Origin of the sequence: Cryobacterium sp. M15, from assembly GCF_002929675.1 — a bacterium.
Lineage (GTDB): Bacteria > Actinomycetota > Actinomycetes > Actinomycetales > Microbacteriaceae > Cryobacterium > Cryobacterium lyxosi.
Genome location: NZ_PJJW01000025.1, coordinates 58,956 through 83,755 on the forward strand (window position 1 = coordinate 58,956; position 24,800 = coordinate 83,755).

24 protein-coding genes are annotated in these 24,800 nt (G+C 64.8%); 9 read left to right on the top strand and 15 right to left on the bottom strand.

Features of this window, described 5'->3' with window-relative positions:
• Positions 1–180: 180 nt before the first annotated feature.
• The gene (locus CXY83_RS01550; RefSeq protein WP_199184852.1) at positions 181–594 is read left to right on the top strand and encodes an ankyrin repeat domain-containing protein; all 414 of its coding nucleotides are present in this window, start codon (positions 181–183) and stop codon (positions 592–594) included.
• Positions 595–648: 54 nt separating this feature from the next.
• On the opposite strand, the gene CXY83_RS01555 is transcribed toward CXY83_RS01550, so the two are convergent.
• From CXY83_RS01555 to CXY83_RS01570, 4 genes are all read right to left on the bottom strand, one after another.
• Positions 649–1,206, bottom strand: a complete 558-nt coding sequence (locus tag CXY83_RS01555) for a hypothetical protein (RefSeq protein ID WP_104195660.1) — start codon at positions 1,204–1,206, stop codon at positions 649–651.
• 244 nt (positions 1,207–1,450) lie between these two features.
• Complete coding sequence (locus CXY83_RS01560) at positions 1,451–2,311, bottom strand: 3-methyladenine DNA glycosylase (protein WP_104195661.1); 861 nt, start codon at positions 2,309–2,311, stop codon at positions 1,451–1,453.
• A gap of 162 nt (positions 2,312–2,473) precedes the next feature.
• A complete protein-coding gene (locus tag CXY83_RS01565; RefSeq protein WP_104195662.1) occupies positions 2,474–3,361 on the bottom strand; it encodes a dihydrodipicolinate synthase family protein in 888 nt (295 codons plus the stop codon).
• Positions 3,362–3,646: 285 nt separating this feature from the next.
• Positions 3,647–3,841, bottom strand: coding sequence for a hypothetical protein (locus CXY83_RS01570; RefSeq protein WP_104195663.1), 195 nt, complete (start codon positions 3,839–3,841; stop codon positions 3,647–3,649).
• 287 nt (positions 3,842–4,128) lie between these two features.
• Here CXY83_RS01570 and CXY83_RS01575 point away from each other — a divergent pair, with 287 nt between their 5' ends.
• From CXY83_RS01575 to CXY83_RS01585, 3 genes are all read left to right on the top strand, one after another.
• The gene (locus CXY83_RS01575) at positions 4,129–4,599 is read left to right on the top strand and encodes an isoprenylcysteine carboxylmethyltransferase family protein (RefSeq protein WP_158251798.1); all 471 of its coding nucleotides are present in this window, start codon (positions 4,129–4,131) and stop codon (positions 4,597–4,599) included.
• Between the two features lie 101 nt (positions 4,600–4,700).
• Positions 4,701–5,699 (top strand): LLM class flavin-dependent oxidoreductase, encoded by a 999-nt coding sequence (locus CXY83_RS01580; protein WP_104195665.1) that lies wholly within the window; start codon positions 4,701–4,703, stop codon positions 5,697–5,699.
• 22 nt (positions 5,700–5,721) lie between these two features.
• Complete coding sequence (locus tag CXY83_RS01585; RefSeq protein ID WP_104195666.1) at positions 5,722–6,072, top strand: MmcQ/YjbR family DNA-binding protein; 351 nt, start codon at positions 5,722–5,724, stop codon at positions 6,070–6,072.
• Positions 6,073–6,159: 87 nt separating this feature from the next.
• On the opposite strand, the gene CXY83_RS01590 is transcribed toward CXY83_RS01585, so the two are convergent.
• Together CXY83_RS01590 and CXY83_RS01595 are read right to left on the bottom strand one after the other, a co-directional pair.
• Entirely contained in the window at positions 6,160–6,822 is a 663-nt protein-coding gene (locus CXY83_RS01590; protein ID WP_104195667.1) for a histidine phosphatase family protein, read from the bottom strand.
• Between the two features lie 96 nt (positions 6,823–6,918).
• A complete protein-coding gene (locus CXY83_RS01595; RefSeq protein ID WP_104195668.1) occupies positions 6,919–7,212 on the bottom strand; it encodes a putative quinol monooxygenase in 294 nt (97 codons plus the stop codon).
• 254 nt (positions 7,213–7,466) lie between these two features.
• Between CXY83_RS01595 and CXY83_RS01600 the strand changes: the two genes are divergently transcribed.
• Positions 7,467–7,793 carry an antibiotic biosynthesis monooxygenase gene (locus CXY83_RS01600; protein ID WP_104195669.1) on the top strand — a complete coding sequence of 109 codons (327 nt, stop codon included), beginning with the start codon at positions 7,467–7,469 and terminating at the stop codon, positions 7,791–7,793.
• Positions 7,794–7,819: 26 nt separating this feature from the next.
• Here CXY83_RS01600 and CXY83_RS01605 read toward each other — a convergent pair whose 3' ends face one another.
• The 4 genes from CXY83_RS01605 to CXY83_RS01620 form a co-directional block, all read right to left on the bottom strand.
• The gene (locus CXY83_RS01605; protein WP_233200511.1) at positions 7,820–8,596 is read right to left on the bottom strand and encodes an oxygenase MpaB family protein; all 777 of its coding nucleotides are present in this window, start codon (positions 8,594–8,596) and stop codon (positions 7,820–7,822) included.
• 67 nt (positions 8,597–8,663) lie between these two features.
• A complete protein-coding gene (locus tag CXY83_RS01610) occupies positions 8,664–9,158 on the bottom strand; it encodes a hypothetical protein (RefSeq protein ID WP_233200512.1) in 495 nt (164 codons plus the stop codon).
• Positions 9,151–10,170, bottom strand: a complete 1,020-nt coding sequence (locus CXY83_RS01615) for a DUF6545 domain-containing protein (protein WP_104195671.1) — start codon at positions 10,168–10,170, stop codon at positions 9,151–9,153. Before CXY83_RS01615 ends, CXY83_RS01610 begins: the two co-directional genes overlap by 8 nt.
• The gene (locus CXY83_RS01620; protein WP_146069809.1) at positions 10,170–10,664 is read right to left on the bottom strand and encodes a hypothetical protein; all 495 of its coding nucleotides are present in this window, start codon (positions 10,662–10,664) and stop codon (positions 10,170–10,172) included. Before CXY83_RS01620 ends, CXY83_RS01615 begins: the two co-directional genes overlap by 1 nt.
• 389 nt (positions 10,665–11,053) lie before the next feature.
• On the opposite strand from CXY83_RS01620, the gene CXY83_RS01625 reads away from it, so the two are divergent.
• The 3 genes from CXY83_RS01625 (at position 11,054) to CXY83_RS01635 (ending at position 15,780) form a co-directional block, all read left to right on the top strand.
• Positions 11,054–11,431 carry a hypothetical protein gene (locus tag CXY83_RS01625; RefSeq protein ID WP_104195673.1) on the top strand — a complete coding sequence of 126 codons (378 nt, stop codon included), beginning with the start codon at positions 11,054–11,056 and terminating at the stop codon, positions 11,429–11,431.
• A 90-nt stretch (positions 11,432–11,521) separates the two neighbouring features.
• Positions 11,522–15,157 carry a methionine synthase gene (metH, locus tag CXY83_RS01630; protein WP_233200513.1) on the top strand — a complete coding sequence of 1,212 codons (3,636 nt, stop codon included), beginning with the start codon at positions 11,522–11,524 and terminating at the stop codon, positions 15,155–15,157.
• 152 nt (positions 15,158–15,309) lie between these two features.
• On the top strand, positions 15,310–15,780 hold the full coding sequence (locus CXY83_RS01635; RefSeq protein WP_104195674.1) for a hypothetical protein: 471 nt from the start codon (positions 15,310–15,312) through the stop codon (positions 15,778–15,780).
• A gap of 29 nt (positions 15,781–15,809) precedes the next feature.
• Here CXY83_RS01635 and CXY83_RS01640 read toward each other — a convergent pair whose 3' ends face one another.
• Genes CXY83_RS01640 through CXY83_RS01660 form a run of 5 tightly spaced genes read right to left on the bottom strand, consistent with a single transcriptional unit; the run spans position 15,810 to position 22,024 of the window.
• A complete protein-coding gene (locus CXY83_RS01640) occupies positions 15,810–16,697 on the bottom strand; it encodes an ECF transporter S component (protein ID WP_104195675.1) in 888 nt (295 codons plus the stop codon).
• Positions 16,694–18,805 (bottom strand): ATP-binding cassette domain-containing protein, encoded by a 2,112-nt coding sequence (locus CXY83_RS01645; protein ID WP_104195676.1) that lies wholly within the window; start codon positions 18,803–18,805, stop codon positions 16,694–16,696. Before CXY83_RS01645 ends, CXY83_RS01640 begins: the two co-directional genes overlap by 4 nt.
• A complete protein-coding gene (locus CXY83_RS01650; RefSeq protein WP_104195677.1) occupies positions 18,805–19,392 on the bottom strand; it encodes a hypothetical protein in 588 nt (195 codons plus the stop codon). The genes CXY83_RS01645 and CXY83_RS01650 overlap by 1 nt, the downstream gene beginning before the upstream one ends.
• Before the next feature lie 20 nt (positions 19,393–19,412).
• Positions 19,413–20,777 (bottom strand): O-acetylhomoserine aminocarboxypropyltransferase/cysteine synthase family protein, encoded by a 1,365-nt coding sequence (locus CXY83_RS01655; RefSeq protein ID WP_104195678.1) that lies wholly within the window; start codon positions 20,775–20,777, stop codon positions 19,413–19,415.
• Between the two features lie 50 nt (positions 20,778–20,827).
• Positions 20,828–22,024, bottom strand: coding sequence for a MalY/PatB family protein (locus tag CXY83_RS01660; protein WP_104195687.1), 1,197 nt, complete (start codon positions 22,022–22,024; stop codon positions 20,828–20,830).
• Positions 22,025–22,212: 188 nt separating this feature from the next.
• Here CXY83_RS01660 and CXY83_RS01665 point away from each other — a divergent pair, with 188 nt between their 5' ends.
• Positions 22,213–24,438 carry a UvrD-helicase domain-containing protein gene (locus CXY83_RS01665; RefSeq protein ID WP_199184853.1) on the top strand — a complete coding sequence of 742 codons (2,226 nt, stop codon included), beginning with the start codon at positions 22,213–22,215 and terminating at the stop codon, positions 24,436–24,438.
• Positions 24,439–24,800 lie beyond the last annotated feature (362 nt).

Genomic DNA, 24,800 nt, shown 5'->3' on the forward strand with positions numbered 1-24,800 from the left:
CGATGCGTCACGTTCTCGTCAGGTAGGAACCAGGCGATCCACGTCGGCGCGCTCCGAGTGCGGCATCCCGCCCATCGCGCCGCTAGTTCGAGCCACCCAGGAATCCAAACTGTGACATGCGCCTCGCGCGACGGGCCGATACGGATACGCTGGGTACACGATTGTCGAGCGGGAGTATCAGTGAACGAGAACACGCAAGTACCCGGCGGGGCTATCAGCCCGCAGGTCATCGAGGGCGTTTTCGACCTCGCCCGCGACGGCCTGACCGGCCCGCTGGGCGAGATGATCGACGCCGGAGTTCCCCTCGGCGTGGTCAACCCGCGTGGAGACACGCTGCTGATCGTGGCGGCGTACCAGCAGCACGCCGATACTGTCGCTGAGCTGCTGCGGCGCGGCGCGGACTCATCCGCTATCAACGCGATGGGCCAGACCGCCATTTCCTGCGCGGTTTTTCGAAACAACGAGGTGATTCTGCGGTTACTGCTCGAAGCGGATGCCGACCCCCGCCTCGGCACGCACAGTGGCGTGGCCATCGCCGACCAGTTCGGCCTGCCGCGCATGCGCGAGGTCATCGAGTCTCACCAGCGCGGCTGAAACACGAAAAGGGCGCCCCCAAGTGGGAGACGCCCTCACTTCTAGTCGAACGCGTTAGCGTCCGAGGCCGAGGCCGAGGTCGCCGAGGACATCGTTGACGATCGAGTCGACCGAGCCGTCAATGTTCTCAACGTCGACGCCATCGACGTCGGTGCCGACGTCGGTGCCGTTACCGGCGTCAACCGGGGCGGTGACGGGAGCTTCGATCGGTGCGACAACGTCGTTGCCGCTGCCGACGGACGCGTCGTTGCCGACCTCGTTGCCCGACGCGACATCACCGATGTCGTTGTTGAGCGAGTCATCGACCAGCGGACCGTTGACGACGCCGCCGTTCAGGATTCCGCCGTTGCCGACGCCCCCGACGGAGGTGTCGTTGCCGAGCACGCCGTTGCCGGTCGAGTCGTTGCCAGAGAGGTTGAACAGGTCGCCGATAACGTCAAGGCGGTTCTGCTCGGACGAGCTATCGGTGCTCGTGGTCGTGCTGGTGCTGTCGCCGTCAAACGCCTGGGCGGGGGCGACAAAGCCTCCAATGATGAGAGCGGATGCTGCGGCGCCGGTGATTCCCAGCGCGGTAATCTTGCGAATGTTCGTATGCTTCGTGATCGTATTCATGAGAGCTCCTATTCGTTTTTCTGTTCCAGTCCGAAGTTCACTCGGGCCGCACAGATGGTCCGGAGCCCTGCTCCATCCGGTTTGGTCGAGGCACCCCAAATGGGTGTCATGCATTGTTTTTGGTGGGGATAATGCTCGCCGTGACGTGGGTCGATCGGCGCCACGAGGGGCGTCCGCGGATGGCGATGGCAAAGCCTGAGAAAAGTCTGGCAACCCCTTCCCGATGGCAAGCGGGGGAGTTTCTCTAAGCGAGCAGGCCCACGACGCGGTCACGCAAGATGTTGCTGCGCTCGGTGAAACCGCGCTGGCGGCGCACATACTCCGCCTTACCGGCGGCAGTCTCAACAGCGACCGGCGCGTAGCCCCAATCGGCGAGGTCGTAGGGCGAGGCCTCCATGTCGAGCTGGCGAATGTCGTGCGCGAGTTCGAAGGAGTCGAGCAAAACCTCGCCGGGAACGAGTGGGCCGAGCTTGATCACCCACTTGTAGATGTCCATTCCGGCGTGCAGACACCCCGGCTGCTCCAGAACTGGTTGGTTTTCCCTCGTCGGTTGCAGTTGGTTGCGACCAATAGCGGCGGGGGTAAAGAACCGAAACGCGTCGAAATGGCTGCAGGCCACGCGGTTGCCGTCGACGACGGCGTCGGTGTCGCTCTGGCCGAGCCGCAGCGGCGCAACATGCCGGTGCTCGCCCTGGCGGTAGACCATCGCCCACTCGTGCAGTCCGAAACAGCCGAACTGGGCGGGGCGTTGCCGAGTCGCACTGAGCAGTGAACCGATGAAGCGCATGACGCGCTCGTTCTTCTCGACGAAGGCGACGGCGTCCACCTGGCTGTCGCTACCTTCGCGACGGTACCACTTCCAGTTCGCGCGAGGCTCGGCGGCAGCGCCCTGCAGCAGCACGCCGGCTCCTGGATGCCAGCGGCGCAACAAGCCGGGACGAAACGGGTAGTAGGTGAACAGAAAATCCTCGACCGGATGCGTCTGGCCGGTTGCCGCGCGCTCGCGGCGGCCACGGGTAAATGCGTCGGCGCGTTCTTCGTGGGCCTGCTCGAGGCCGCGCCACTCGGTGGCCCCGAGTACTCGGGTCTGGTCGGTTGAATGCACCTATCGAGGATACCCGCGGAACGTGACGGCCGGCCGAGGGCCGAGGGCCGAGGGCCGAGGGCCGAGCCACGACAACCGGCCTGGATGAAGCTGTCACCTGAATCTCGACGACATACAGCATGGTGGCTGCAACAGTGAGGCCCCGGCCACAGCTGACCGGAATCAGGCGCCTAGGCCCAGCCGGAGCAGGGTCGCCTCGAGTTCGCTGCGGCCCGCAGGGTCGAGGCCGAGCAGCGGCAACGGGAGGTTGGGGGAGTGCACGAGGCCGAGTGTCTCGGCCGCGGCGGACATGACGCGCAGGCTGCCGTACCGCTGAAACAGCGCCCAGAGCGGTTCGAGCCGGTTGGAGGCTTCGCGGGCTGCGGTGCTGTCGCTGGCCTGGGTAGCTCGCGTGATCGCGAGGGCGGCCTCGGGAAAGAGCCCGCCGAGCACGCTGTACCAGGCGTCGGCGCCGCCGAGAAGTCCGCCGGCGGCGAGCCAATCCCCGGAGACGCCGATCGTGACGTGCGCGGGAATCACGGCGCGGAGGGCGGCGATTCTAGCCGGCGCGGCCGCGGCAGCCACGCCCGGAATCTTGATCGACCCGATGTTCGGCAGCGCGGCAATGCGACCGTGCAGCTCATCGCTGAACGTGACATGGGTGGTGCCTGGATTGTCGTAGACGACGAGCGGAATCGTCGACTCGGCCGTGACCGTTCGGTAGAGGCCGAAGACCTCGTCGTCGGTGAGAGGCTGGTAGGACATGGGTGCGAGCAGCACTGCGGCGGCGCCGGCTTCGTGGGCATCCGCGGCGTGGTCGAGAACCTGTCGGGTACGAAGCGCGCCGATTCCCACGATGACCGGGGTCGTGCCGGCCGCCGCGACTGCCTCCCTGGCCGTCAAAGCACGCTGTTCACGACTGAGGTAGGCATACCCTCCGGTCGAACCGAGCGCGCCGATCGAGGCGACGCCGGCCGCGGCGAGCCGCGCGACCAGGCCGACGAAGGCGTGTTCGTCGATGCCGTTCTCGTCGGTCGGGGTGAGGGGGAAAGCGCTGAGCCCGGTGAACATAGCTGTGCCTCTTCGTCGGTGCGCGCGGAAGGGGCGCTCCACCATCCTCCCGCACTGTGGGGGTCAGAAGGGCGGCCGAGTCACGATACGGCCTGCCGTGCGCATATTTCGCGTTTCAGGGCTGGCCCGCGGAGTCGGTGGGTCATCCGCTCCTCGTTCAAACATCTCGGTGTCCTGGGGCCCCTACTTCTCCTAATTGGGCTTTTCGGCGGTGCTGACCGCGCGATGTTAGCTAGCGGGGCGCCAGGTTTGGGTGCGGTCGAAGTGGAGCCAGCAGTCGGGTATCTACGCGGCGAGGGGGGCAGCGCCGGCGAGCCAGCGGATGGCGCGCATGCCGACCCTGGTACCGTGCGGTTCGTCACCGTGGCCGCGCAGGCGTCGACACTCGACGAGGTCCTCGGCCGGTGTGATGTGCGGATCGCGGCACGAGCTGTCATAGCCGGTGTAGTCGATTTCAAGCAGGAGTTCGTCGTCGGTCATGGTGGCTCCACTTCAGCGGGGCACCTCGTCAGAGGTACCGGGCGAATGCACCTGCCGGAGCAGGCGCGTGCCTCGAACCGATCGTGCGCGATAAGTTGGCACGCGATCGGAATCGAAGCCCGGTGTCACTCTCCGGCGGCGTCGGCGGAGCGGGTCTAGTCGTACGAGGTTAACTTGTCGTCGTGTGTTTGTCTGCCGAAAAGCGAAAATGTTTCATTTCATTGCACGGCGGTGATCCGACGTTGACCTGCATGAGTGCTCGTTCCACCCGGGCGTATCCTCGCACTATGAAACGTGCACTCGCACTCGGCCTGGTGACCGGGCAATTCCTTTTGTTGGCAGCCCTGGCCTTTCTACCGCACGGCACACTCTGGGCAACGAACGTCGGGGTGATCGTGGCAGCGATCGCGTTGGGTCTGGTCGGCGCCGTGCTCGTGGTTCTTGGCGTCGTCGGACTGGGGTCGGCGTTGACCGCGAGTCCGATTCCACGCGTGAAGGCCCAACTGGTCACCACGGGGGTCTACGGGCTCCTCCGCAGCCCGATCTACGCGGGACTCATGACCGGCGGTGTCGCGCTGGTGCTGGTGGGGGCATCCGCTTGGCACGTGGTGGCGTGGATCGTGCTGGTCGGGCTGCTCTCGATGAAGACACGGTGGGAAGAGCGGATGCTTGTGGCCGAGCACTCCGATTACCGCAGCTACGGTGCGCGGGTCGGGCGATTCGTGCCCAGTGTCGGCCGGCTTGTTTCAGGCGAGTGATGCCGCGGGCGATTGACGCCCCACGATTGACCCGACCAAGCAAATCCGGGAACGTTTCGGGAGCCGGGTAACGATTTCCGCGCGAAAGTGTTGCTCCCAGTATGACTATTGCGCTGTCCATCCTTGACCTTGCTCCGATCACTCCCGGCCAGACCGTTCGGGAGAGCTTCGCGGGGAGTGTTGCGCTTGCCCAGACGGCCGAAAAACACGGGTATGAGCGGGTCTGGTATGCCGAGCACCACAACATGCCGACCATCGGATCATCGGCGACGAGCATTCTGATCGGGCACGTGGCTGGGCAGACCACCACGATTCGGCTCGGATCCGGCGGCGTCATGCTGCCCAATCATTCCCCGCTCGTGATCGCCGAACAGTACGGAACCCTCGCCGAGCTCTATCCTGACCGCATCGACCTGGGTCTGGGTCGCGCGCCCGGCAGCGACCAGAACACCGCTCGGGCGATGCGCCGCGACCCGCGCGCTTCTGACCAGTTTCCGCAGGACGTCATAGAGCTGCAGGCCTACCTGCGCGGCCAGTCGATCGTGCCCGGCGTGCAGGCCGTGCCCGGGGCCGGTACCAATGTGCCGCTGTACATTCTCGGATCGTCGCTGTTCGGTGCCGGGCTCGCCGCAGCGCTCGGCCTGCCCTACGCTTTCGCCTCGCATTTCGCGCCCGACGCGCTGCACGAAGCGATCGCGCTCTACCGCCGTGATTTCACGCCGTCAGAGCAGCTTGAAGCGCCGCACCTCATCATTGCGGCCAACGTGATCGCCGCCGACGACACAGCGGATGCAGTGGCACAGTTTGAGTCGACCCGCCGCACACGGGTGCGCGGCATGCTCTCTCGCGGGCCGGCAACCCCCGAATACGACGACGACCAGATCGATATGTTTCTGACCACGCCGGAGGGCCGCAATATCGCCGACATGATGCGCTATTCGGCGGTTGGTACCGCTGATGAGGTGCGCGCCTACCTCGAGGAGTTCGCCGAGGGAACCGGGGCCGATGAGCTCATTCTCGCTCACCAGTCTCCGTCGATCGAGGACCGCCTGCGCTCGGTCGAACTCACGGCTGGTGCGATGAACCTCGTCACTGTCTAGCTTGAGGGGCTAGGTTGGCAGCGTGACCCCGGACGCGCTCGCCGACCTCTGTCTGGGCCTTCCCCAGGCGGTAGAAACATTTCCATTCGGCGACGAGACGAGCGTGTTCAAGACCAGTGGCAACGGCAAAATCTTTGCCCTCGCAGCCCTGGCGGGCGAGCCGTTCACGGTGTCGCTCAAATGTGATCCGGAAGAGGGCCGTGCCCTGCGGGAAGAATTTTCGCTGTGGATCACGCCGGGCTACCACCTGAACAAGAAGCACTGGATCACGATCGTGCTCGATGGCCATGTGCCTGTCGAGCTGGTTGAACAGCTGCTGCGCGACAGCCACGCTCTGGTGCGGCCCCGGGTTCCCCGCGCCCGGCCGAAATAGCGGGGCTGGTGTTTCAGGCCGGAGAACGGATACCCGGACTCACACACCACCCGGACTCACACCCCACCCGGACTCACACCCCCCGACTCACACCCCGGGAAGTGGATCGCCCAGAGGGTCGGCAGCACCCAGGTCGGCAAGGGCCATCCCGCCCACCGGCAGGCCGGCCCAGGACAGCAGGGTCCAGCCCTCCTCGGGCGAGCCAATGAATTCCACAACACCGGTGTTGTCGAGCTCGTGCTCTCCCGCAAAGCTCGCCGGTACGTTCTGCGCGCGGGCCGCGGTCCAGACACGAATAGCTGCGCCGTGACTGAAGACCGCGGCGACCTCAGAGTCCGCGGCTGCAAGCGCGATGTCGGCGTCGAAGCGCCGGAAAAAGCCGTGGCCGTCGTCAGCTCCCGGCATCCTCTTATCCAGGTTGCCGGTACCCCATGCCATCACGGTCTCCAGATACGTGCGAACGGAGGCCCGATCGCGTAGCCCCTCAATCGAGCCGGCTTCGATCTCGTGCAACCCGGTCGCGACCCGTAACTCAAGGCCGCGATCGGCGGCGAGCGGCTGCGCGGTCAGGTGGGTGCGTAGCAGCGTCGACACGAAGATGGCGTCAATTGGTTCGGAGCGCAGCGCATTGGGGATCGCCGCTGCCTGGCGCAGACCGAGATCGGTCAGGCCAGGCCCCGGATGCGCGGTGTCAAGCCGCCCGAGAACGTTGCCGGGAGTCTGGCCATGGCGGATCAGGAGAAGTCGCATATACCCCTCAGCATAGGCAACGTGACCGAGCAAGAGAAGTCGGTGCGCCAACGGCCCCAGCGTTGAGGGTTTCGAGCGGTACCTGCGGCGGTTTCGTCAGATGTCCGTGGCAATCTCGAACTTGGTGAGCACGGGCGGGCCGGACAAGATCGGTCCCAAAGAAGATTTACCCGGTCCAGCACGATACGTGCGATAAGCGGCATCGTGCTCCAGCGAGACCCACTGTTCTACGAGGACAAAGTGCGTGGGGTCTTCGGTGTCGACGAGCACATCGACACCGAGGCATCCATCAAAGGCGCGGGTGGTCAGCAGAGTGTCGTGTAACATCTCGGGAGCCTCGGTGAGGGACTCGGCCTTGACATGGATATCGAGAAAAGCGGTGATCGGCATAGCAGCTCCAAACAGGGTTGAGATTACGGGAAAAATTCGGTTACACGTGGTCTATCACGTTGCAGTCCGGCATGCCCGGACCGATCAGGAGACAGGTCGCATAGTTCGAGCATAGGGAACACGGTGTGCCGGGGGGATTCAGATGCGCCGATTGCACGGCTGTGGCTGCTCGCAGCAGCGCCGGCGCGGGCTGGCAGCTGAGAGTGGCAGCATGGAGGAAATACACTTCGCGCGTTCGAACAGAAAGCAGTTTCATGACGATTATCAAAATTAACGCCATCACCGTGCCGAGCGACGGCGGCGACGAGCTTGCCCGCCGATTTGCTGCCCGTGCTGGCGCCGTCGATGACCGGCCCGGCTTCGAGGGCTTCGAGCTGTTGAAGCCGACCGATGACCGCCTCACCTGGCTTGTCCTGACTCGCTGGGCCGACGAAGAATCGTTCCAGGCCTGGTTGAGCTCTCCGTCGTTCGCCCACGGACACCGTAGCGAGACGCCGGAAGAGGGCGAACCGGCCGCGCGCCCGGTCGGTGTCAGCAGCGAACTGTGGTCGTACGCCATCGCTGGCGGTACCGGGCATTGACCCTGGGCGACGGACGTTTCGATGTACTACCGGCGCGACTCAGGCGGGCCGATTTCGGAAAGCAGATAACCGGTCGGGTAGATCGTCGTCGCAGCACCAGAAGCAAAGACTGGCAGTTCTGAAGGTGCCGAATGTGCGGTACGCAGGTTCCGCACCCTCAGAAGTGCACGCACTGCGGCGGTCAAACCACGGGCCGGCGATGGTAGGCCGAGGGCCACGCTCACCCGCACGTCGCCAATGAGCGCACCCAGGATTTCCCGGTCCCAACGGCGCACCAGGTAAGGGAGCTTATTGGTGAATGCGGGGAGGGCTGAGGTTGTGAGAGCAATGCCTGCAGCGGATGGCGCCACGTGTGACGCTTCGTAATCGTCGAAGAACACCGCTGCTTCGTCGTAGCTGCTGGGAATTGTCTCGAGCCCGATGCGCTGCCCGAGCTCAAAGAAGAATCGGTGTGCCGCTGCGCGTTCTGTTGGCTCCACGGCTCGCCATCCGTGGCTGTCAAGCCACCGTAGCGGCGCGATAAGCAGGCTGATCAGAACGTAGAGAAAATCATCATCGGTACCGGGAACGCCAGCATGCACGCGGCGCAGCAGGCTCACTATGGTGCGCCCCCGCTCGCTGTCAAAACCGTGCGTAATGATTTCGTACACAACAATTCCGGTATCCGTCGACCGTTTGCCGGGTCTTTGCGTGATCTCGCCGGTCGCGAGAAGTGCCTCCGATATTTGCGGAACGGCGAAGCTCCTAAAGTACGCCAGTACGAAACCTATGTTGACGTCGGTAGCGAAGTCATACAGTGCCATTTGACGGAAGGTGGCCTCCCAATCATCGGCAGCCACGTGTCGGGCGGCGTTTGCTTGAGCTTGTTGTTTAGACCTCATGACGACGCCGAGTCTCCGACTCCGGAGCATCGAGGTCGGGCGGCTCTGCTTCGAGGAGCTCTGTTATGGAACGCAAGGTCTCGGGAGACACATCCCCGAGCATTCGCGCAGCGAAACTGACGACCCTCCGCACGCGGAGGCTTTTCACAAACGTGAGTTGGGCGTCTACGCGGTCAGGCAGTTCGCCATCGGAGTGGAGCAGATATTCCGGAGGGATTCGGAAGAATTCACCGATTCCGGTAAGGAGGGCGGCGTCAGTGACGAGCGGGCCCTCGCCCGTGATCATGTACGCCCAGCGTGCTCGGGATAAGGCGACACCCTTGTTCTTGAGTCCGTGTTCGATCTGCTTGTAGGTATATGGGGTGTTGCCTTCGGCCACAACCACATCAAGGAGCAGATTGAGTTTTCGGGCCAGCTCCACCTGGGGGCTGACGGTCGGACGAGGGCTTGGCGTGGGGGACTCGTGCTCCGGCAGATTAGACAACAGTATTGATCCCATCGTGTCGGATCGGTTCGGGCGGCACCTGGGTTTGCCGTTCGACCCGATCGATGATCGATTGTTCGGCCGACGACACGGCCTGCGTCGGGTCAAGAAGCAGGGTGTCGCGAATTTCAACGTACCGACGGTATAAGTGCAGACCGGGCTGCCGAACGACGAGCAGGCCAGGACGAGTCAGCTTTCGGTCGATGCTGAGGTCCGGCGCAGTCAAGAGCAGGCGGTGCCACATAGGTGTGATGCGCCACAACAACACTCGATCCAGATAGGTCTTTCGACCGGAGATGAGCCCGTCGACGGTCGCGGTAAGTCCGAGACCGACTGCCAGACTTAGCGGCGCGATTTGGAGCGAGAGAGAGTACGTCACACGTGGCCATCCTTGAAAGACAAATCCTGGATCCCGCATCGATTGCGCGGCACTAGTCAGACTGATGAGTGCATATAGCAGCACCCCCAAGCATGCCAAGGTCACAAATACCAAGGAGAAGCGCGTAATTACTCTCGACTGCTTGCGAATGTCGGACAAGCACGCATACGACACGGAGACGGCGAAAAAGGCCATGGCAATCCAGGTGGTCGATGCGTACAAGGTGAAATCCCACCGGGCGACAAAGCCCTGGGAGACAATGTCCTTCAGGCGCCAATCGCCCGACCAGAAAAGAGTTGCCTGTGCGGTGATGATCAGGCCCGCAACGAGAGCCGACGCTCGTCTACGGTTCCGCGTGATTCCTTCGGCAGACACTGCCTCTTGCACGATCACATCGAGCAACGCCACGGCTAAGATCGCGAGGGCGTGGAACAGAAAGTACGTGGCGTTGATTCCGCCCAAAAACGCGTCCACGACCTCATAGACCGGTTTAGGCTGCAGGGTCAGGGTCAGTGCGGAAACGATCAAAAACCAAAGGAGCGGACGGCGGTGTCCACGCACGGCAGAGGGTAAACAAAACAGTGCAGCGCTCCAGAGCAGAACGGGCGCGAAGATTAGCACGGTGGTCGGCACTACAACACCTGACCGAAACCGGTCTGCACGCCCAGCGCGACCGCGGGCCCATCGCTCAGCATAATCAGGGCCAGTCGATCTCCGATGGCCTCGGCGAGGGCTTCCTGTTCGTCGGTGAACCGGCTTCGAGCGAGCGCGTAGACGATGGCATCCATCGGAATCAACGGTGCGAGGAGTGCAACTCGCTGCGCAGAAATGAGCTCTTGTTCGTGATCAAGAATCATGTGGCCGTACTCGTGATTGATGAACTGCTGGTGGTGCACCCTGGACGCAGTCGGTGCATGGTAGATCCGTTCGAAATCTTCGCCGGCCACGGCGATCCAAAGACCGCAGAGCCCGGCCTCAAGCATGCGTGGAGTCGCACTTCGAATCACGATCTTCTTGCCCCGCACCGTTTCCATGTGTCGGTGCAGCAGTTCGGCCGTGAGCGGCCGGGGCAGACCGAGTTCGGCCACCATCATGTGCGCCCGTTTCTGGCGTGACTCGTAGCTCAATCCCGTACCCCCGTGTTGATACTCGGAGTCTACCCCCTTGCCGGGACGGGTAGACGAACTGTCGGTACACGGTCCGTGGAAGCCCTACGATAGACATGTCCAACGTTGGTCTAGGGGGAGGAACAGCTATGGCTTGGCTCGTAACTGGCGGTAACGCGGGGGCTCTGATGCCGGTGTCTGACACTGGTTATGGCCGTCCAGCACTCGGGCACAGGCTGCGCTTCACGTGGAATTTGCGGTCTTGGCGCCTCCGAGTCGGGGGCGCCAAGCGGCAAAACGGGCGATCGGTTTTTCGGGGCGCGATCGACGGCGTCACGATGCCTCATGACACGGCATCTCAGAGTGGTACGAGCGTTGACGTTTTCGCGCTGAGGTGGTTGCGGGGGCTCGTGCCCGCCGAAATCGATCAGCGGGTCACCCTGAGCTTTGACAGCTGGTACAACGCGCAAACGAAGACGGAGGTCGTCACCGGCGTGGACGGTGCCACGACCGCGTCGAATCTGCTGGCCGTTCGTGCAGCCTGGCGCATCGTTCAGTCCGGTCACAGTGTCGTGGTTCAGGTCTGGTCTATGCCAAAACGTCCAAGTGCGTCCGGCGCCACAATCAGGGTGTGGGTGTGCAATGGAGACAGCGCCCGTGCGATTGAGGCCAAGATTTTGGAGGACAATCTGCAGCTCGATGGGGGCGAGTCGGCGCAGACTACGAAGACTCGCTTTGCGACCGGCTGGATTGTGACCGGGGAACCGGGTGGCGCTCGCCACTCGTAGTGACGCTTGTCGCGCCGCTCATAATCCCGAACGCTAAGAAACGTTACTTCGGGGCTGCAATCAATTCGGACCCGCCGTTAAACTGTGCCAATGAGCACTATGCAAAATCCTGAGGCCAAGACACCCGTCGATGCGGCGCGTCCGGCCCGATCCCAGGCACTGCTGGATGCCGTCACCAACTCTGTCGTCATCGCCGACGGCGCTATGGGCACCATGCTGCAGGAACACAACCCCACTCTCGACGACTACCAACAGCTCGAGGGCTGCAACGAGATTCTCAACGTGAGCCGCCCCGATATCATCGCGGCCATTCACGACGTCTACCTCGAAACCGGCATCGACGCCATCGAGACCAACACCTTCGGGGCGAACTGGTCGAACCTCTCGGACTACGGGATCGAAGATCGCATCGAGGAGCTCGCACGACTCGGCGCCGAGATCGCACGCACCAGCGCAGAAAAATTCGAAGTCCGCGACGGCCGGGTGCGCTGGGTGCTCGGCTCGATGGGCCCCGGCACCAAGCTGCCGAGCCTCGGCCATACCACTTACGCCAACCTCAAGACCACGTTCGCCGAGCAGGCGCTCGGGTTGATCCGTGGTGGCGCTGACGCGTTCCTCATCGAGACCTCGCAAGACCTGCTGCAGACCAAGAGCGCGGTAAACGGATGCAAGCAGGCCATTAGCGAGACCGGCATCCGCCTGCCCATTTTCGTCGAGGTGACGGTGGAGACCACCGGAACCATGCTGATGGGCAGCGAGATCGGCGCCGCGCTGACCGCGCTCGAGCCACTCGGCATTGACGCTATCGGCTTGAACTGTGCGACCGGACCGACCGAGATGAGCGAGCACCTGCGTCACCTGTCGAAGTTCTCCCGGGTGCCCGTCATCTGTATGCCCAACGCCGGCCTGCCGCAGCTGACCAAGACTGGCGCGAGCTATCCGCTCACCCCCGAGCAGCTGGCCACGGCCCACGAACAGTTCGTGAAGGAATTCGGGCTGGGGCTCGTGGGCGGATGCTGCGGCACGACTCCCGCACACATGACCGCCGTGGTCGAACGGTTGCGTGGTGTGACCGCGAAACCGCGCACCCTCGAAGCGGACGCCGGCGTCGCGAGTCTGTACCAGCACGTCAGTTTCGACCAGGACAGTGCATTTCTGGCCATCGGGGAGCGCACCAACGCCAACGGCTCGCGCGCATTTCGGGACGCGATGCTTGCTGAAAACTGGGACGACTGCGTCGACATCGCCCGCAGCCAGGTGCGTGACGGCGCCCACCTGCTCGACGTCTGCATCGACTACGTCGGCCGCGATGGCGTTGCCGACATGAAGCAGGTCGTCTCCCGACTGGCCAGCGCCTCGACCCTGCCACTCGTCGTCGACTCCACCGAGCCGGCCGTGCTGCAGGCCGGCATGGAACTCATCGGTGGTCGTCCGGTGGTGAACTCGGTCAACTTTGAAGACGGCGAGGGGCCCACATCGCGGTTCGGCCGCATCATGCCGCTCGTCAAGGAGCACGGCGCGGCCGTGATCGCCCTGACGATCGACGAGGAAGGCCAGGCCCGCACCGCCGAACACAAGGTACGCATCGCCACCCGTCTGGTGGATACCCTCGTGAACGTGTGGGGCATGCGGGTTGAGGACATCATCGTCGACGCGTTGACCTTTCCCATCGCGACCGGCCAGGAAGAAACCCGCCGGGACGGCATCGAGACCATCGAGGCGATTCGCCAGATCAAGGCGAAGTACCCCGGCATCCACACCACGCTCGGCGTCTCGAACGTCTCGTTCGGGCTGAACCCCGCTGCGCGCTCGGTGCTCAACTCGGTCTTTCTGCACGAGGCCACGGAGGCCGGCCTCGACTCGGCCATCGTGAACTCGGCCAAGATCGTGCCGCTCGCCTCGGTGCCCGACGACCGACGCAAGGTGGCGCTCGACCTGGTCTGGGACCGCCGCGAATACGACGCCGAGGGCACCCTCACCTACGATCCGCTGGTGGCCCTGCTCGACCTGTTCGCCGGCGTCGACTCCGCCGCTCTGAAAGACGAGCGCGCCGCCGAACTCGCCGCCCTGCCCGTGGGCGAACGCCTCGAACGCCGCATCATCGACGGAGAAGCCAAGGGCCTCGAAGCTGACCTCGACCTGGCCCGAGCCGGGGGGTTGAGCGCCCTCGATATCGTCAACGTGCACCTGCTCGTTGGCATGCAGGTCGTCGGCGCCCGCTTCGGCAGCGGCGAGATGCAGCTGCCCTTTGTGCTGCAATCAGCTGAGGTGATGAAAGCGGCCGTGGCCCTGCTCGAGCCGCACATGGAGAAATCCGAAGCGGCCGGCAAGGGCACGATCGTGCTCGGCACCGTGCGCGGTGACGTGCACGACATCGGCAAAAACCTCGTCGACATCATCCTCACCAACAACGGCTACGACGTGATCAACATCGGCATCAAACAATCGATAGCGGAGTTTATCCGGGTCGCCGAGGAGAACAACGCCGACGTCATCGGCATGAGCGGGCTGCTCGTGAAATCCACCGTGGTGATGAAGGAGAACCTGCTCGAGCTTGAGTCGCGCGGCTTCGCCGACAAATGGCCGATTCTGCTTGGCGGCGCGGCCCTCACCCGTTCCTACGTCGAGGACGACCTCGACAGCGTCTTCGCCGGGCAGGTGCGCTACGCCCGCGATGCCTTCGAGGGCCTCGCCTTGATGGAACCGCTCGTGGCCATCGCCCGCGGCGCCGACCCAGCCTCGGTAGGACTGCCGCCGCTGAAGAAACGTATTCATAAGAAGAGTCTGCTCACCTTGACCGAACCCGAAGAGATGCCCGGGCGTTCCGAGGTCGCGAGCGACAACCCGATCCCGGTACCGCCGTTCTGGGGCACCCGCATCGTCAAGGGTGTGGCCCTCGCCGATTTCTCGGCCTTTCTCGACGAACGCGCGACCTTCATGGGGCAGTGGGGGCTCAAGCCCAGCCGGGCCGAAGACGGCGCCAGCTACCAGGAACTGGTCGACACCGTTGGTCGGCCGCGCCTGCGCTACTGGCTCGACCGCATCCTGGGCGAGGGCATGCTTGACGCCTCCGTCGCCTACGGCTACTTTCCTGTCGTCGCCGACGGCGACGACATGGTCGTGCTGCACCACGGCGATGACCCGACCGGGCGCCTCGGCCAGGCCGGACTGCTCGCGCCCGACGGCGGCTCCGGGGGCGAGCTTGGCACTGACCGGCTGCGGTTCAACTTTCCGCGGCAACGCCGAGACAAACACCTGTGCCTGGCTGACTTCGTGCGCGGTCGCGACACCGGGTCGTCACAAGAACGCGGGCAAACGGATGTCGTCGCCCTCCAGCTGGTCACCGCCGGCTCGCACGTCGACGAGGTGACCGCCAAGATGTTCGCCGAGAACCAGTACCGCGACTATATGGAACTCAACGGACTCACCATGCAGCTCACTGAGGCCCTCGCCGAGTATTGGCACTCGCGTATCCGCTCGGAATTCGGCGTGGGTGACGAGGACCCGAGTGATGTGGCCGGCATGTTCAAACTGGAGTATCGCGGAGCCCGGTTCTCCCTGGGCTACCCGGCCTGCCCCGAGATGGAGGACCGTCGCAAAGTGGTCGAGCTGCTCAAGCCTGAGCGGATGGGCGTGGTCTTGTCGGAGGAGCTGCAGCTGCACCCCGAGCAGTCGACCGACGCGTTCGTGTTTCACCACCCGGAGGCAAAGTACTTCTCGGTGTAGTCGAACGGCGTGAGTCGGGCGGCGCGAGTCGAGCGGCGGTGAGTCGAGCGGCGCGGCGGCTTTTGCCGTGGATCGCTTGACGGTAAGGGCATTCTTTTACGGTGGGGTGAGCGCACGCTCCAGCAAGAACCCCGGTAAGTAGGATTTTATTTATGCGGTTGAAGGGGTACGAATCGTCGGTAACGTTGGAACCTGTTCGATATGAGCTCGCGAACCCTGCGGGCGATGAGTGGGATGACAATTGGCTGGTCATCAAGGGGGACGTATCGGCGCCTGACGCGGAGTGGCAATTTGCTGTTCCGTGTTTGACGACGTTTGAAGCGAATCGCATTTCGGCTTGGTTGCGCAGCGTGGCCAACGGTGACGTCCCCGTAAGCGCCATTGGAGACGCCAGGGTTGTGCCGTCGCTCGAATTTACCGAACCTAATCTTGCGTTCAGTGTTGGCAGCTATCAGGGCGGGTTGATGTCGGTCAGGGTGCACTTTGCGCTTGAAAGCATGCCTGTCGGCCAGAGCAGCGATGAGCGTGATCAGTTTTGGGTGGGAATCGCAGTGACGGCTGCAAATCTTGACTCGTCGGCCAATCAGTGGGACAAAGCGCTCTCAGTCTTCCCGGACCGCTAAGCGCTGGGCGGATTCAAGCGGTCGCCTGGTCAACGGCGGGGGCTCAGGCGTGCTCGGCGCAGAGCCGCGAGCACGGCCGGGCCCACCAAGGTGATACCGGCCACGGTCGTGATGGCGCGTACCGTATCCCAGGTGAGGGTCGACGTGACGAGTGAGTAGAGCACGAACGAGGCAAGGTTCTCGCCGGGGTCGGCGGTGGCTTCGTAGGAGATGCCGGTGCCGCTGCCCACCGCAAAAGGCCAGAACCAGAGGTTCATCAGGAAGCCGAACAGGTAGGACGCGACCACGCCATAGGCAGCCAGCAGAAAGATTTCGCGGCTGGCGCGCATCCGCTGGCCGGAAGAATTCTGCCGAGTGGCGTTCTGCCAGCGGGGGAGCAGCCCGGCACCGGCGCCGACCCAGCCGCAGGCGAACATCTGAAACGGGGTCCACGGGCCAAAGCCGCCCCAGAGCATCGACGACACCGCGATGGTGAGCAGACCGAGCAGAAAACCGAACCGGGCGCCATAGACCCGCCCGGCCAGGATAAGCAGCACGAACACCGCCTCGACCCCGCCGACTCCAGCGCCGGCGATACGCACCGCGGCACCGACGGCCGAGAGCACGCCGAGCAGCGCGACGGTTTTGGCCGTGTACATCTCGCGGTCGAGGGTGAGCGCGAGGGCCACGATGAGTGCGGGGATGAGCGCGAACGCCACGATCGGAACCGCGACCTGCGCGTCTGCCGGCACGGCTCCGACGAAGAGCGGCCAGGCGAACGCGGCGACGGCGAGCAGGCTGCCGCCACCGAGAATCCCCTCCGTCCAGCGGATGCTGCGGCGCGGCCGCGCCTGATCCGCGCGCTCGCGAGGGCGGTCGCCGAGGGCGATCCCGGCGGTGGTTGCCTTCTTGCGGGCCGTGGTCGATTCGTCGGTCATGAAAGCACCTCGATCGGCGCGGCGAGTCGCCCGGCCTGCATGCGCAGGGTGCGCGTGGCCAGGTCCTGCGCGAAGTCGTCGTCGTGGGTGGCGAAGATGACCGCTGAGGCCGCACCGGCGGCCGTGAGCAACGCCGCACTCACGAGCGCACGTGCCGTCTGGTCGAGGCCGCGGGTGGGTTCGTCGACGAGGAGCAGGGCAGGCCGGGCGGCGAGTTGAATGGCCATGACGAGGCAGAGGCGTTCGCCGGCGGAGAGGTCGCGCGGGTGGCGCTGCAACAGGGGCGCGGCATCCGTTGGGGCAGGGAAGCCGAGTAAGTGGGCAAAAAGGGCTGCGGTGCTGCTTTCGGTGTGCGGGACGGCGCGAAGACCGCGCCTAAACTTCGGTTCGCGCAGCGTTCGATCAGCGCGGCGACATTCCTCAGCCACGGTGATCGCAAACAGCAGGTCGTCGAAGTTCTCGGGCACGAGCGCCACGGACTGCCGGCGCGTTCGCCGCTTGCGGGATCGAACATCGTGCCCGGCGACGATGACGGTGTCGGCAGCGGTCGGCAGCGCGATCGTCCGCAGCAGGCTGGTCTTGCCGGCGCCGTTACTACCGCGCAGGGCTACGAGTTCGCCCGCCTGCACGTCGAAAGACACGTCGTTGACGACCAGGTCGGTTTTGTGCCGAACACTGAGTCGACGGATGCTCGCGAGCGGCATTGCAGGCACAGAGCCGATATTCAGCGTCGCGCTCTGCGCCGCCGCTGCCATGCCCGCGCCGCTCCCGAATGATGGCAGTGCGGTGCCCCACGAGTCAGTGGGCCAGTCGGCGGGCGAGTCGGCGGGCGAGTCTGCGGGGCGTCGGCCATTCGCGTCTGCGTCACGGCGCGTTGTCAGGGCCGTGCCGATTTCGGCGGAGAGGTGCTGTACTCGGCTGCCTCGAATCTGGAGCCAGGCATCCGCTGTCGATGCGAACTCGCTCGTATTGTGTTCGGCGATGACGACGCAGACCCCGGCCTCGTGGGCGAGCTGGCCGAGCACGGTGCAGACCCGGTCGCGGGCGGTTGTATCGAGGTCGGCGAGCGGTTCATCGACCAGCAAGAGAATGGGGTGGTTCACGAGTGCCGCTGCGATCGCGACGAGGCTGGCTTCGCCGGCGGAGAGCTGCTCGATGGGCCGGTCGACCAGGTGCTCGATTTTGAGCCGGGCGGCCACCTCGAGAACGCGGGGATGCACAATGGATGCGGCGACATCCCGCACGGCCAAGGCGAAGCCGATCTCGTCGTGGACCGTTTCGGACGTGAAGCCGAGCCGCACGTTCTGCGCGACGAGACCGACGAAACCGGCGGTGTCGCGTGGGGGAGTCGAGGCCCGGTCGGCGCCGGCAATGTCGATATGACCGTGCTGGGTACCGTCGTAGAAGTGCTGGAACAGGCCGCTCATGCTGTGGAGGAGGCTGGTCTTGCCCGATCCGGTCGCGCCAACGATGACGGTCAGGGTGCCGGGGCGCAGTGTGACGTTGAGCTCGTCGAGGTGCCAGTCTGCGCCGAAATCTAAGCTGGCATCCGTCAGTACCACGGGTGCCTCGCAGACGCCCGGGACGACGCGGGTGGCTGCAAATCCGCGGGTCTCCATCGACGCGGCGAGTGCGAGAGCGCGCTCGATGGTCTGTTCAAAAATGGGTACGAGTAGCGATGCGATCGATCGTTCACCACGTAGCGCGCGAGCGACCCGCACCCGACGCACCGATTCCAGCAGGGACGGAAATGTGGCCCAGGCGATCACGAGCGAACGGGAGATTGCCCGCAGCGGCCCGCGACCGGCACCACGTGCGAACAGGGCCTGCACGTTGATGACAGCGTTGAGCACGCCAAAGAAGACGATGACGGCGGCGACGGGGAGTGCGCTGAGCGCGGCGTTGCCAAGCCCGACCAGGGTGATCGGGCCTAGCAGCGTGATGTGGCTGAACGGTCCGTCGAGCCGCAGCAGGGGAAGATCCAGCAGCAGCGGGCCCGCGCCCGCGCCTGCGCCGCCAAAGACTACCCGGTAGACGACCCGCAGCAGCACGAAGCCGACCGCGAGTACGACTGCCGCGCGTAGCGGTGCCAGGCGCAGGCGAATCACTAGCTGCCGGGCGTGGCAGTTTCCATGCCGGTGGTGGTGAAGAGAAGTCCTACTGACTGTCCGGGCTCGATTTCGAGCTCACCGAGTCCGACCGGCGCGTACTCCCAGTCGGCCTCGGCGGACGGCTGCACCCAGATGCCCCAGTAGGCGTGCATCGGCGCCATCGTCGCGCAGCTTTCGGTGAATGGCGCCTGCCCCTCGACCTCGATGGTCTCGTTGGCGGCCGGGCGGTCATTGACGCGGCAGGCGACCATGTCGCCGTATTCGACGGTGCCCTCTGTCGTGACGCTGGCAGCTTCCAGGGCGTCGCTCGCGGAGATGGTCGTTGTCGCGTCGACGCATTTGGTGATCGTATCGGCGTCGAGCAGGCCGAAGTCGACGACGACGGCGACGCCAGCGCAGTCTGCGGGAGCGGCATCCGTTGTAGCCGAGTCAGTACCTGCGGCGGCGGTCGCGGATGCGCTCGAGCCGGCGGCGGCTCCCGAGTCAGTTCCGGCGCATCCGCTCAGAACGGCGAGCAGAACGAGCGCTCCCAGGGTGGCAAACGTGCGAGTGGGCGCAGAAGAAAATGGCGCGATAAAGTTCATGAATTCAGAATACCTAGCGTTTAGAGGATGCCGGCGACTCGGTCGAGCCCCCCGCGGAGGTCGAGCAGAAGATCATCAAGTGATTCGATGCCCACCGACAGGCGCAGCATGCCAGCCGTAATGCCGAGGCGTGCGTTCAGATCGGGGGCAAAGGACGCGTGGGTGGTGGTGAGCGGATGCAGCACCATCGAGCGGGTATCGCCGATACCGGTCATGCGACTGAACACCCGCAGACCGTTCGTGAACGCTCGGGCGCCCTCGGTTCCGCCCCTGACGGTGACGGCGAACACCGAACCGGTACGGCCGTTGTAGTACTTCTGCGCGATCTCGTGCAACGGGCTGCTCGGCAGGCCGGCATAGTCGACGACCTCGACTTCGGGCTGCTCCTCGAGCCAGTGCGCGATAGCGATCGCGTTGTCAACGTGACGTTCCATGCGCAGCGACAGGGTTTCGATGCCCTGGTGCAGCAGAAAACCGTTGAACGGCGAGAGCGACGGGCCAACATCATTGACGACGGCCTCGCGCACGTACTGGGCGTAGGCGGCCGGGCCGAACCGGTCGAGCAGCGACGGCAGGCCGGGACGCAACGAGTCGGTCAGCAGCGGGTATCGGCGGGAGCTCGCCGCCCAGTCGAAGGTGCCACCGTCGACGATGGCGCCCGACACCCCGGCGCCGTGGCCGCTGAGAAACTTGGTGGTGGAGTGCACGACGATGTCGGCGCCGTGCTCGAACGGGCGAATGAGATACGGCGTGGCGACGGTGTTGTCGACGACGAGCGGAATGCCATGGCGGCGGGCGACGGCGGCAATGCGGGCAATGTCGACGACGTCGTTGCGCGGGTTCGGAATGGTTTCAGTGAAGATCGCTTTGGTCTCCGGCCGGATCACCGCGTCCCAGGCGGCATCGGAGTCGGTGTCCCAGACGTAGTCCACCTCGATGCCCATGCGTCGAAAGCTCCGGCCGAGCAGAATGCGGGTGCCGCCGTAGATGCTCGCGGTCGAAACGATGTGCTCGCCCGATTCAGCCAGCGCAAACAGGGCGGCGCTGATCGCGGCCTGCCCACTCGACACGGCAACGCAGGCCGCGCCGCCCTCCAGTGAGGCGAGTCGCTGTTCGGCGACCGCGTTGGTGGGATTGCCCTGCCGGGAGTAGATAGGTTCGCGGGAACCGCCGTTGAACCGAGCGGCTCCGTCGTCGAAGGAGTCGAAGACATACCCGGCGCTCAGGGTGAGCGGCGGAATGCGCGCGCCGCGGTTCTCGTCGGCGTACTCGCCCACGTGCACCTGGCGGGTGTCAAAGCTGAAGGCGTCCCAATCGGTGATCGGCGCGACCACTTCGGCGGCATCAGAATTGCGTGAAGTTGCTGTTGGTGCTGGCGTGGCCATGAAACTTCCTGTTGCGTCGGTGTCGGGCTGGAGTGGGGCATCCGTGGTCGTCATGAGACGGCTACCGGCGTCGGCAAAGCGGCAGACGCGGCATGAACTCGTGCCACGAGCGCCGCGATACGGGCGACGGCTTCGCGCAGGGTGTCGGGCGAGCAGGCCAGGTTGAGCCGGGCGAAGCCCTGGCCGCCGAGGCCGAAGCACTCACCGTTGTTGAGGGCGACGCGGGCGTCGTCGAGAATGCGCTGGTACGGGCTCTCGCCGAGGCCGAGGTGGCGCAGGTCGAGCCAGGCTAGGTAGCTGGCGCGCGGCCGGTGGTAGATCACAGTGGGCAGATGTTCACGCAAGAGTTCAGCAAGTAGGGAATCGTTGTCGACAATTTGATCGATGGCATTGTCGAGCCAGTCGGTACAGGAGAATGCGGTGATGTTGGCGTGCAGGCCGAGGATGCTGGTGCGACAGGCCACCTCTTCGGGCAGCCGGTTCAGCAGGTCGTTGGTGGCGTCATCGGCGGCGATGACGACCGCGCACTTGAGCCCGGCCACATTCCAGCCTTTGCTTGCCGAGGTCACGGTGACCGCGCGGGCCCCGGCGGCCAGGGCCAGTGGGGCGAACGGCGTGAAAGTGACGCCCGGGTAGGTGAGCGGTGCGTGGATCTCATCGGAGATGACGAAAACGTCGTACTGCGCGGCCAGTCGGGCCAGCGTTTCGAGCGTCTCTCGCTGCCACACGATGCCGTGCGGGTTGTGCGGGTTGCAGAGCAGAAAAGCGTCGATGCCGCCGGCGAAGCTGGTTTCGAGTGCCGTGAGGTCGAGCGCCCAACTGTCGCCCTGCTCGAGCAGGGGCGTTTCGATAACGGATGCCGCGGCCTCTTCGACGAGTTCGTAGAACGGCGGGTAGACCGGCGGGGTGATCGCAACTCGGCCGCCGGCCGGCACGGCCAGGCGGAGGGCCTCGACGATGCCGACGCTCACGTCGGTTGCCAGGTGCACGTGGCTGGGGTCAACGGTCCAGCCCCAACGGTTCAGAGCAAATGCGGCGAAGGCTGGAGCGAGCGGGCCGGGGCCGTCGAGGTAACCGGTGTCGGAAGCCTGCACCCGCTCCACAAGGGTGGCGACAATGGCCGGGGCGAGGGGGTAGTCCATCTCGGCAACAAACAAGGGAAGTACGTCGGCGGGAAACCGAGTCCACTTGATGCTGCTGCGCTCGCGCCGGATATGCTCCAGCGGTGCGACCTTGATGACTGACATGATCACAGCTTGTTCCAGCCGTCGAGAATAAGCGAACAGGCACGTAAACATTCGACACATGAGCGGATGCCGACGCCGCGCTGGCGAGCCGGGTGACCGTTCGCGGGCAGCTCAATCTGACGCGCAGACGTGCAGCGTGGCCCACGCTGACCGCGACTAAACTAGGGGCTTGGGTTTAAGGGGTGTTCGTGATTGACCAGGAGCTTGTTCGAGAGCAGGACTATGTTCGGGCGCTGTATGAGCGGCTCGACGCGCTGCAGGAAGAGGCTGAAGGCCAGCTCAAAGCGGTGCGCCGCCAAGACGTAGGCGGTAACCACCAATCCCGCAGCGAACGCGACACCTTCGCGCGCCTCTACGAGGACCGCATCGTGCAACTGCGCGAGGTCGACGACCGACTGGCCTTCGGCCGGCTCGAAACCATGCCAGACGACTCCGGCGACTCGGTCTACCGCTATATCGGCCGGGTGGGCCTGCGTGATGAAGATCACAAGCCGCTGCTGCTCGACTGGCGTGTGCCGCAGGCAAGCGCTTTCTACCAGGCCACCGCCGCCACGCCGCTCGGCGCCAGGGCCCGTCGCCACCTGCTCTCCAAGGGGCGCACCATCATCCGCATCGAAGACGAAATTCTCGATGCCGCCCTGCTCGCCGACCCCGATGCCAGCACACACCAGGGCGAGGGCGCCCTGCTCGCGGCGCTCACCGCGCAGCGCACCGGACACATGTCCGACATCGTCTCGACCATTCAGGCGGAGCAGGACCGTATCATCCGCTCGGAACTGGCCGGTGTTCTGGTCGTACAGGGTGGCCCCGGCACCGGCAAGACCGCCGTGGCGCTGCACCGTGCCGCCTACCTGCTGTACACGCACCGGGATCGCCTGCGCGACAGTGGCGTACTCATCATCGGTCCGTCGCGTTCATTTCTGCAGTACATCGAGGCCGTGCTGCCCTCCCTCGGTGAGACCGGCGTGGTGCTCGCCTCGGTCGGCCAGCTCTTTCCCGGCGTCGAAGCGACCCACGAGGATGCCCCCGCCGTCGCGGCGCTGAAGGGCCAGGCTTTCATGGCCGACCTCATTGCGCGAGCCGTGCACTCCCGGCAGCGCACCCCGTCCGCCCCGCAGCAGCTCGTCGTGAACGGCGACCGCATCGTGCTGCAGCCCGAGCTCGTCGCCAATGCGATCGCGCGCGCTCGCGGCACCGGTAAAACCCACAACGAGGCACGAGTGACCTTTGTGAAGACCGCTATCAACGCGCTCTCCCGGGTCTGGCTCGAGCAACTGCAGCAGCAGGGCCGTTCGATGGACGACACCGATCTGCCCATGCTGCGCGAAGACCTACGCCTGGCCGACGATGTGCGGATCGCGCTCAACACCGCCTGGCTGCCGCTCACGCCGCAAAAACTGGTGCAAGATCTCTATGCGCGGCCGCAGTGGCTGGAGGAGCTGACTCCGCGCTGGCGTTTCGCGCAGCGCAAGCTGCTAGCCCGCCCGCGCACGGCCGAGTTCACGATCGCCGACATTCCGCTGCTCGATGAGGCCGCCGAGCTGCTCGGAGAATACAACGCGGTCGACCAGGCGAAAAAGCGCGCGCTCAAGGAACAGCGCAAGCGCGACGTGGAGAACGCCGAAACGGCCATTGAGAACATGCAGGTGAAGGGCCTCGTCAACGCGAAGGACCTCGCCGCCAGTTTCGCCGAACTCGATGAACGCGCAACGACCAGCGAGCGTGCCGCTCGGGATCGCAGTTGGACCTACGGCCACGTTGTCATTGACGAGGCCCAGGAACTCTCCCCGATGCAGTGGCGGCTGGTGTTGCGGCGTGGTCCGCGCCGGTCGTTCACGATCGTCGGTGACATCGCGCAGGCAGCCAGTTCTGCGGCATCCGCCAGCTGGAAAGAGGCGTTGCAGCCGGTGCTCGACGGCTCGCCCGAAGCTGACCGCTGGCGGCTCGAAGAATTGACCGTGAATTATCGCACGCCGAGCCAGATCGCTACGGCGGCCGAGACGGTCGCGATGTCACATCGGTTGCCGATCACGCGCTCCCGCACGGTGCGGTCGAGCGAGTGGCCGGTCGAAACGGTAGCGGATGCTGCGGTCGCGGTACGCCGCGACCTGGCGCTTGGAACGGGCGGCACCCTCGCCGTGATCGTCGTCGACTCCGCTCTCGACGACCTTGAATTTACCCTGCGCGCTGAATTCGGCGATCTGCTCGGCGTTGGTGCGCTCGGCCTCAGCCGCGAGATCGCGCTGCTCACGCCGCAGGACGCCAAGGGGCTGGAATTCGATGCCGTCATCGTCGTCGACCCGGCTGCCATTCTCGCCGCCTCCGAACGTGGCGCCGGCGCGCTCTATGTAGCGATGACCCGGGCCACGCAGCGACTCTACCTGGTCGGGGACGCGCCGCTCGGTCACGCATGATTTTGACGACCCTGACCTGAACACACGGTCAGGGAAACGACATCGAAGACGAAGCCGGGCACCGGATCTTTGAGTCGTCGTACCGGGCAGCCCTCGGTGATCGGCCTAGTATTCAACTCGCGAAAAACCCTCGCTATTTACTGAGATTTCCTCGTCTCCATGAGCGATTCGGGCTATAATTGGGGGTGAAGGAGGCACTGACGCCATGACCCTCACCGCCCCGCCCGCTGCAACTGGCTCCGTGCCGGAACCTGAGGGTTCTCGGGTTTGGGCCGTTGTCCAGGCCGGTGCGATTCTGGCTTTGGCGTTTGATGGGGTGCAGTTTGGGCAGCTCGATGACAGCGAAGCTGTCGCGGTCATGG

Excerpts from the sequence above, each read along its gene's own strand:
- CXY83_RS01555 (WP_104195660.1), bottom strand. The coding sequence starts at position 1,206 with ATGAATACGATCACGAAGCATACGAACATTCGCAAGATTACCGCGCTG.
- CXY83_RS01565 (WP_104195662.1), bottom strand. The coding sequence starts at position 3,361 with ATGTTCACCGGGCTCAGCGCTTTCCCCCTCACCCCGACCGACGAGAAC.
- CXY83_RS01570 (WP_104195663.1), bottom strand. The coding sequence starts at position 3,841 with ATGACCGACGACGAACTCCTGCTTGAAATCGACTACACCGGCTATGAC.
- CXY83_RS01575 (WP_158251798.1), top strand. The coding sequence starts at position 4,129 with ATGAAACGTGCACTCGCACTCGGCCTGGTGACCGGGCAATTCCTTTTG.
- CXY83_RS01580 (WP_104195665.1), top strand. The coding sequence starts at position 4,701 with ATGACTATTGCGCTGTCCATCCTTGACCTTGCTCCGATCACTCCCGGC.
- CXY83_RS01590 (WP_104195667.1), bottom strand. The coding sequence starts at position 6,822 with ATGCGACTTCTCCTGATCCGCCATGGCCAGACTCCCGGCAACGTTCTC.
- CXY83_RS01595 (WP_104195668.1), bottom strand. The coding sequence starts at position 7,212 with ATGCCGATCACCGCTTTTCTCGATATCCATGTCAAGGCCGAGTCCCTC.
- CXY83_RS01600 (WP_104195669.1), top strand. The coding sequence starts at position 7,467 with ATGACGATTATCAAAATTAACGCCATCACCGTGCCGAGCGACGGCGGC.
- CXY83_RS01605 (WP_233200511.1), bottom strand. The coding sequence starts at position 8,596 with ATGGCACTGTATGACTTCGCTACCGACGTCAACATAGGTTTCGTACTG.
- metH (WP_233200513.1), top strand. The coding sequence starts at position 11,522 with ATGAGCACTATGCAAAATCCTGAGGCCAAGACACCCGTCGATGCGGCG.
- CXY83_RS01635 (WP_104195674.1), top strand. The coding sequence starts at position 15,310 with ATGCGGTTGAAGGGGTACGAATCGTCGGTAACGTTGGAACCTGTTCGA.
- CXY83_RS01640 (WP_104195675.1), bottom strand. The coding sequence starts at position 16,697 with ATGACCGACGAATCGACCACGGCCCGCAAGAAGGCAACCACCGCCGGG.
- CXY83_RS01650 (WP_104195677.1), bottom strand. The coding sequence starts at position 19,392 with ATGAACTTTATCGCGCCATTTTCTTCTGCGCCCACTCGCACGTTTGCC.
- CXY83_RS01655 (WP_104195678.1), bottom strand. The coding sequence starts at position 20,777 with ATGGCCACGCCAGCACCAACAGCAACTTCACGCAATTCTGATGCCGCC.
- CXY83_RS01660 (WP_104195687.1), bottom strand. The coding sequence starts at position 22,024 with ATGTCAGTCATCAAGGTCGCACCGCTGGAGCATATCCGGCGCGAGCGC.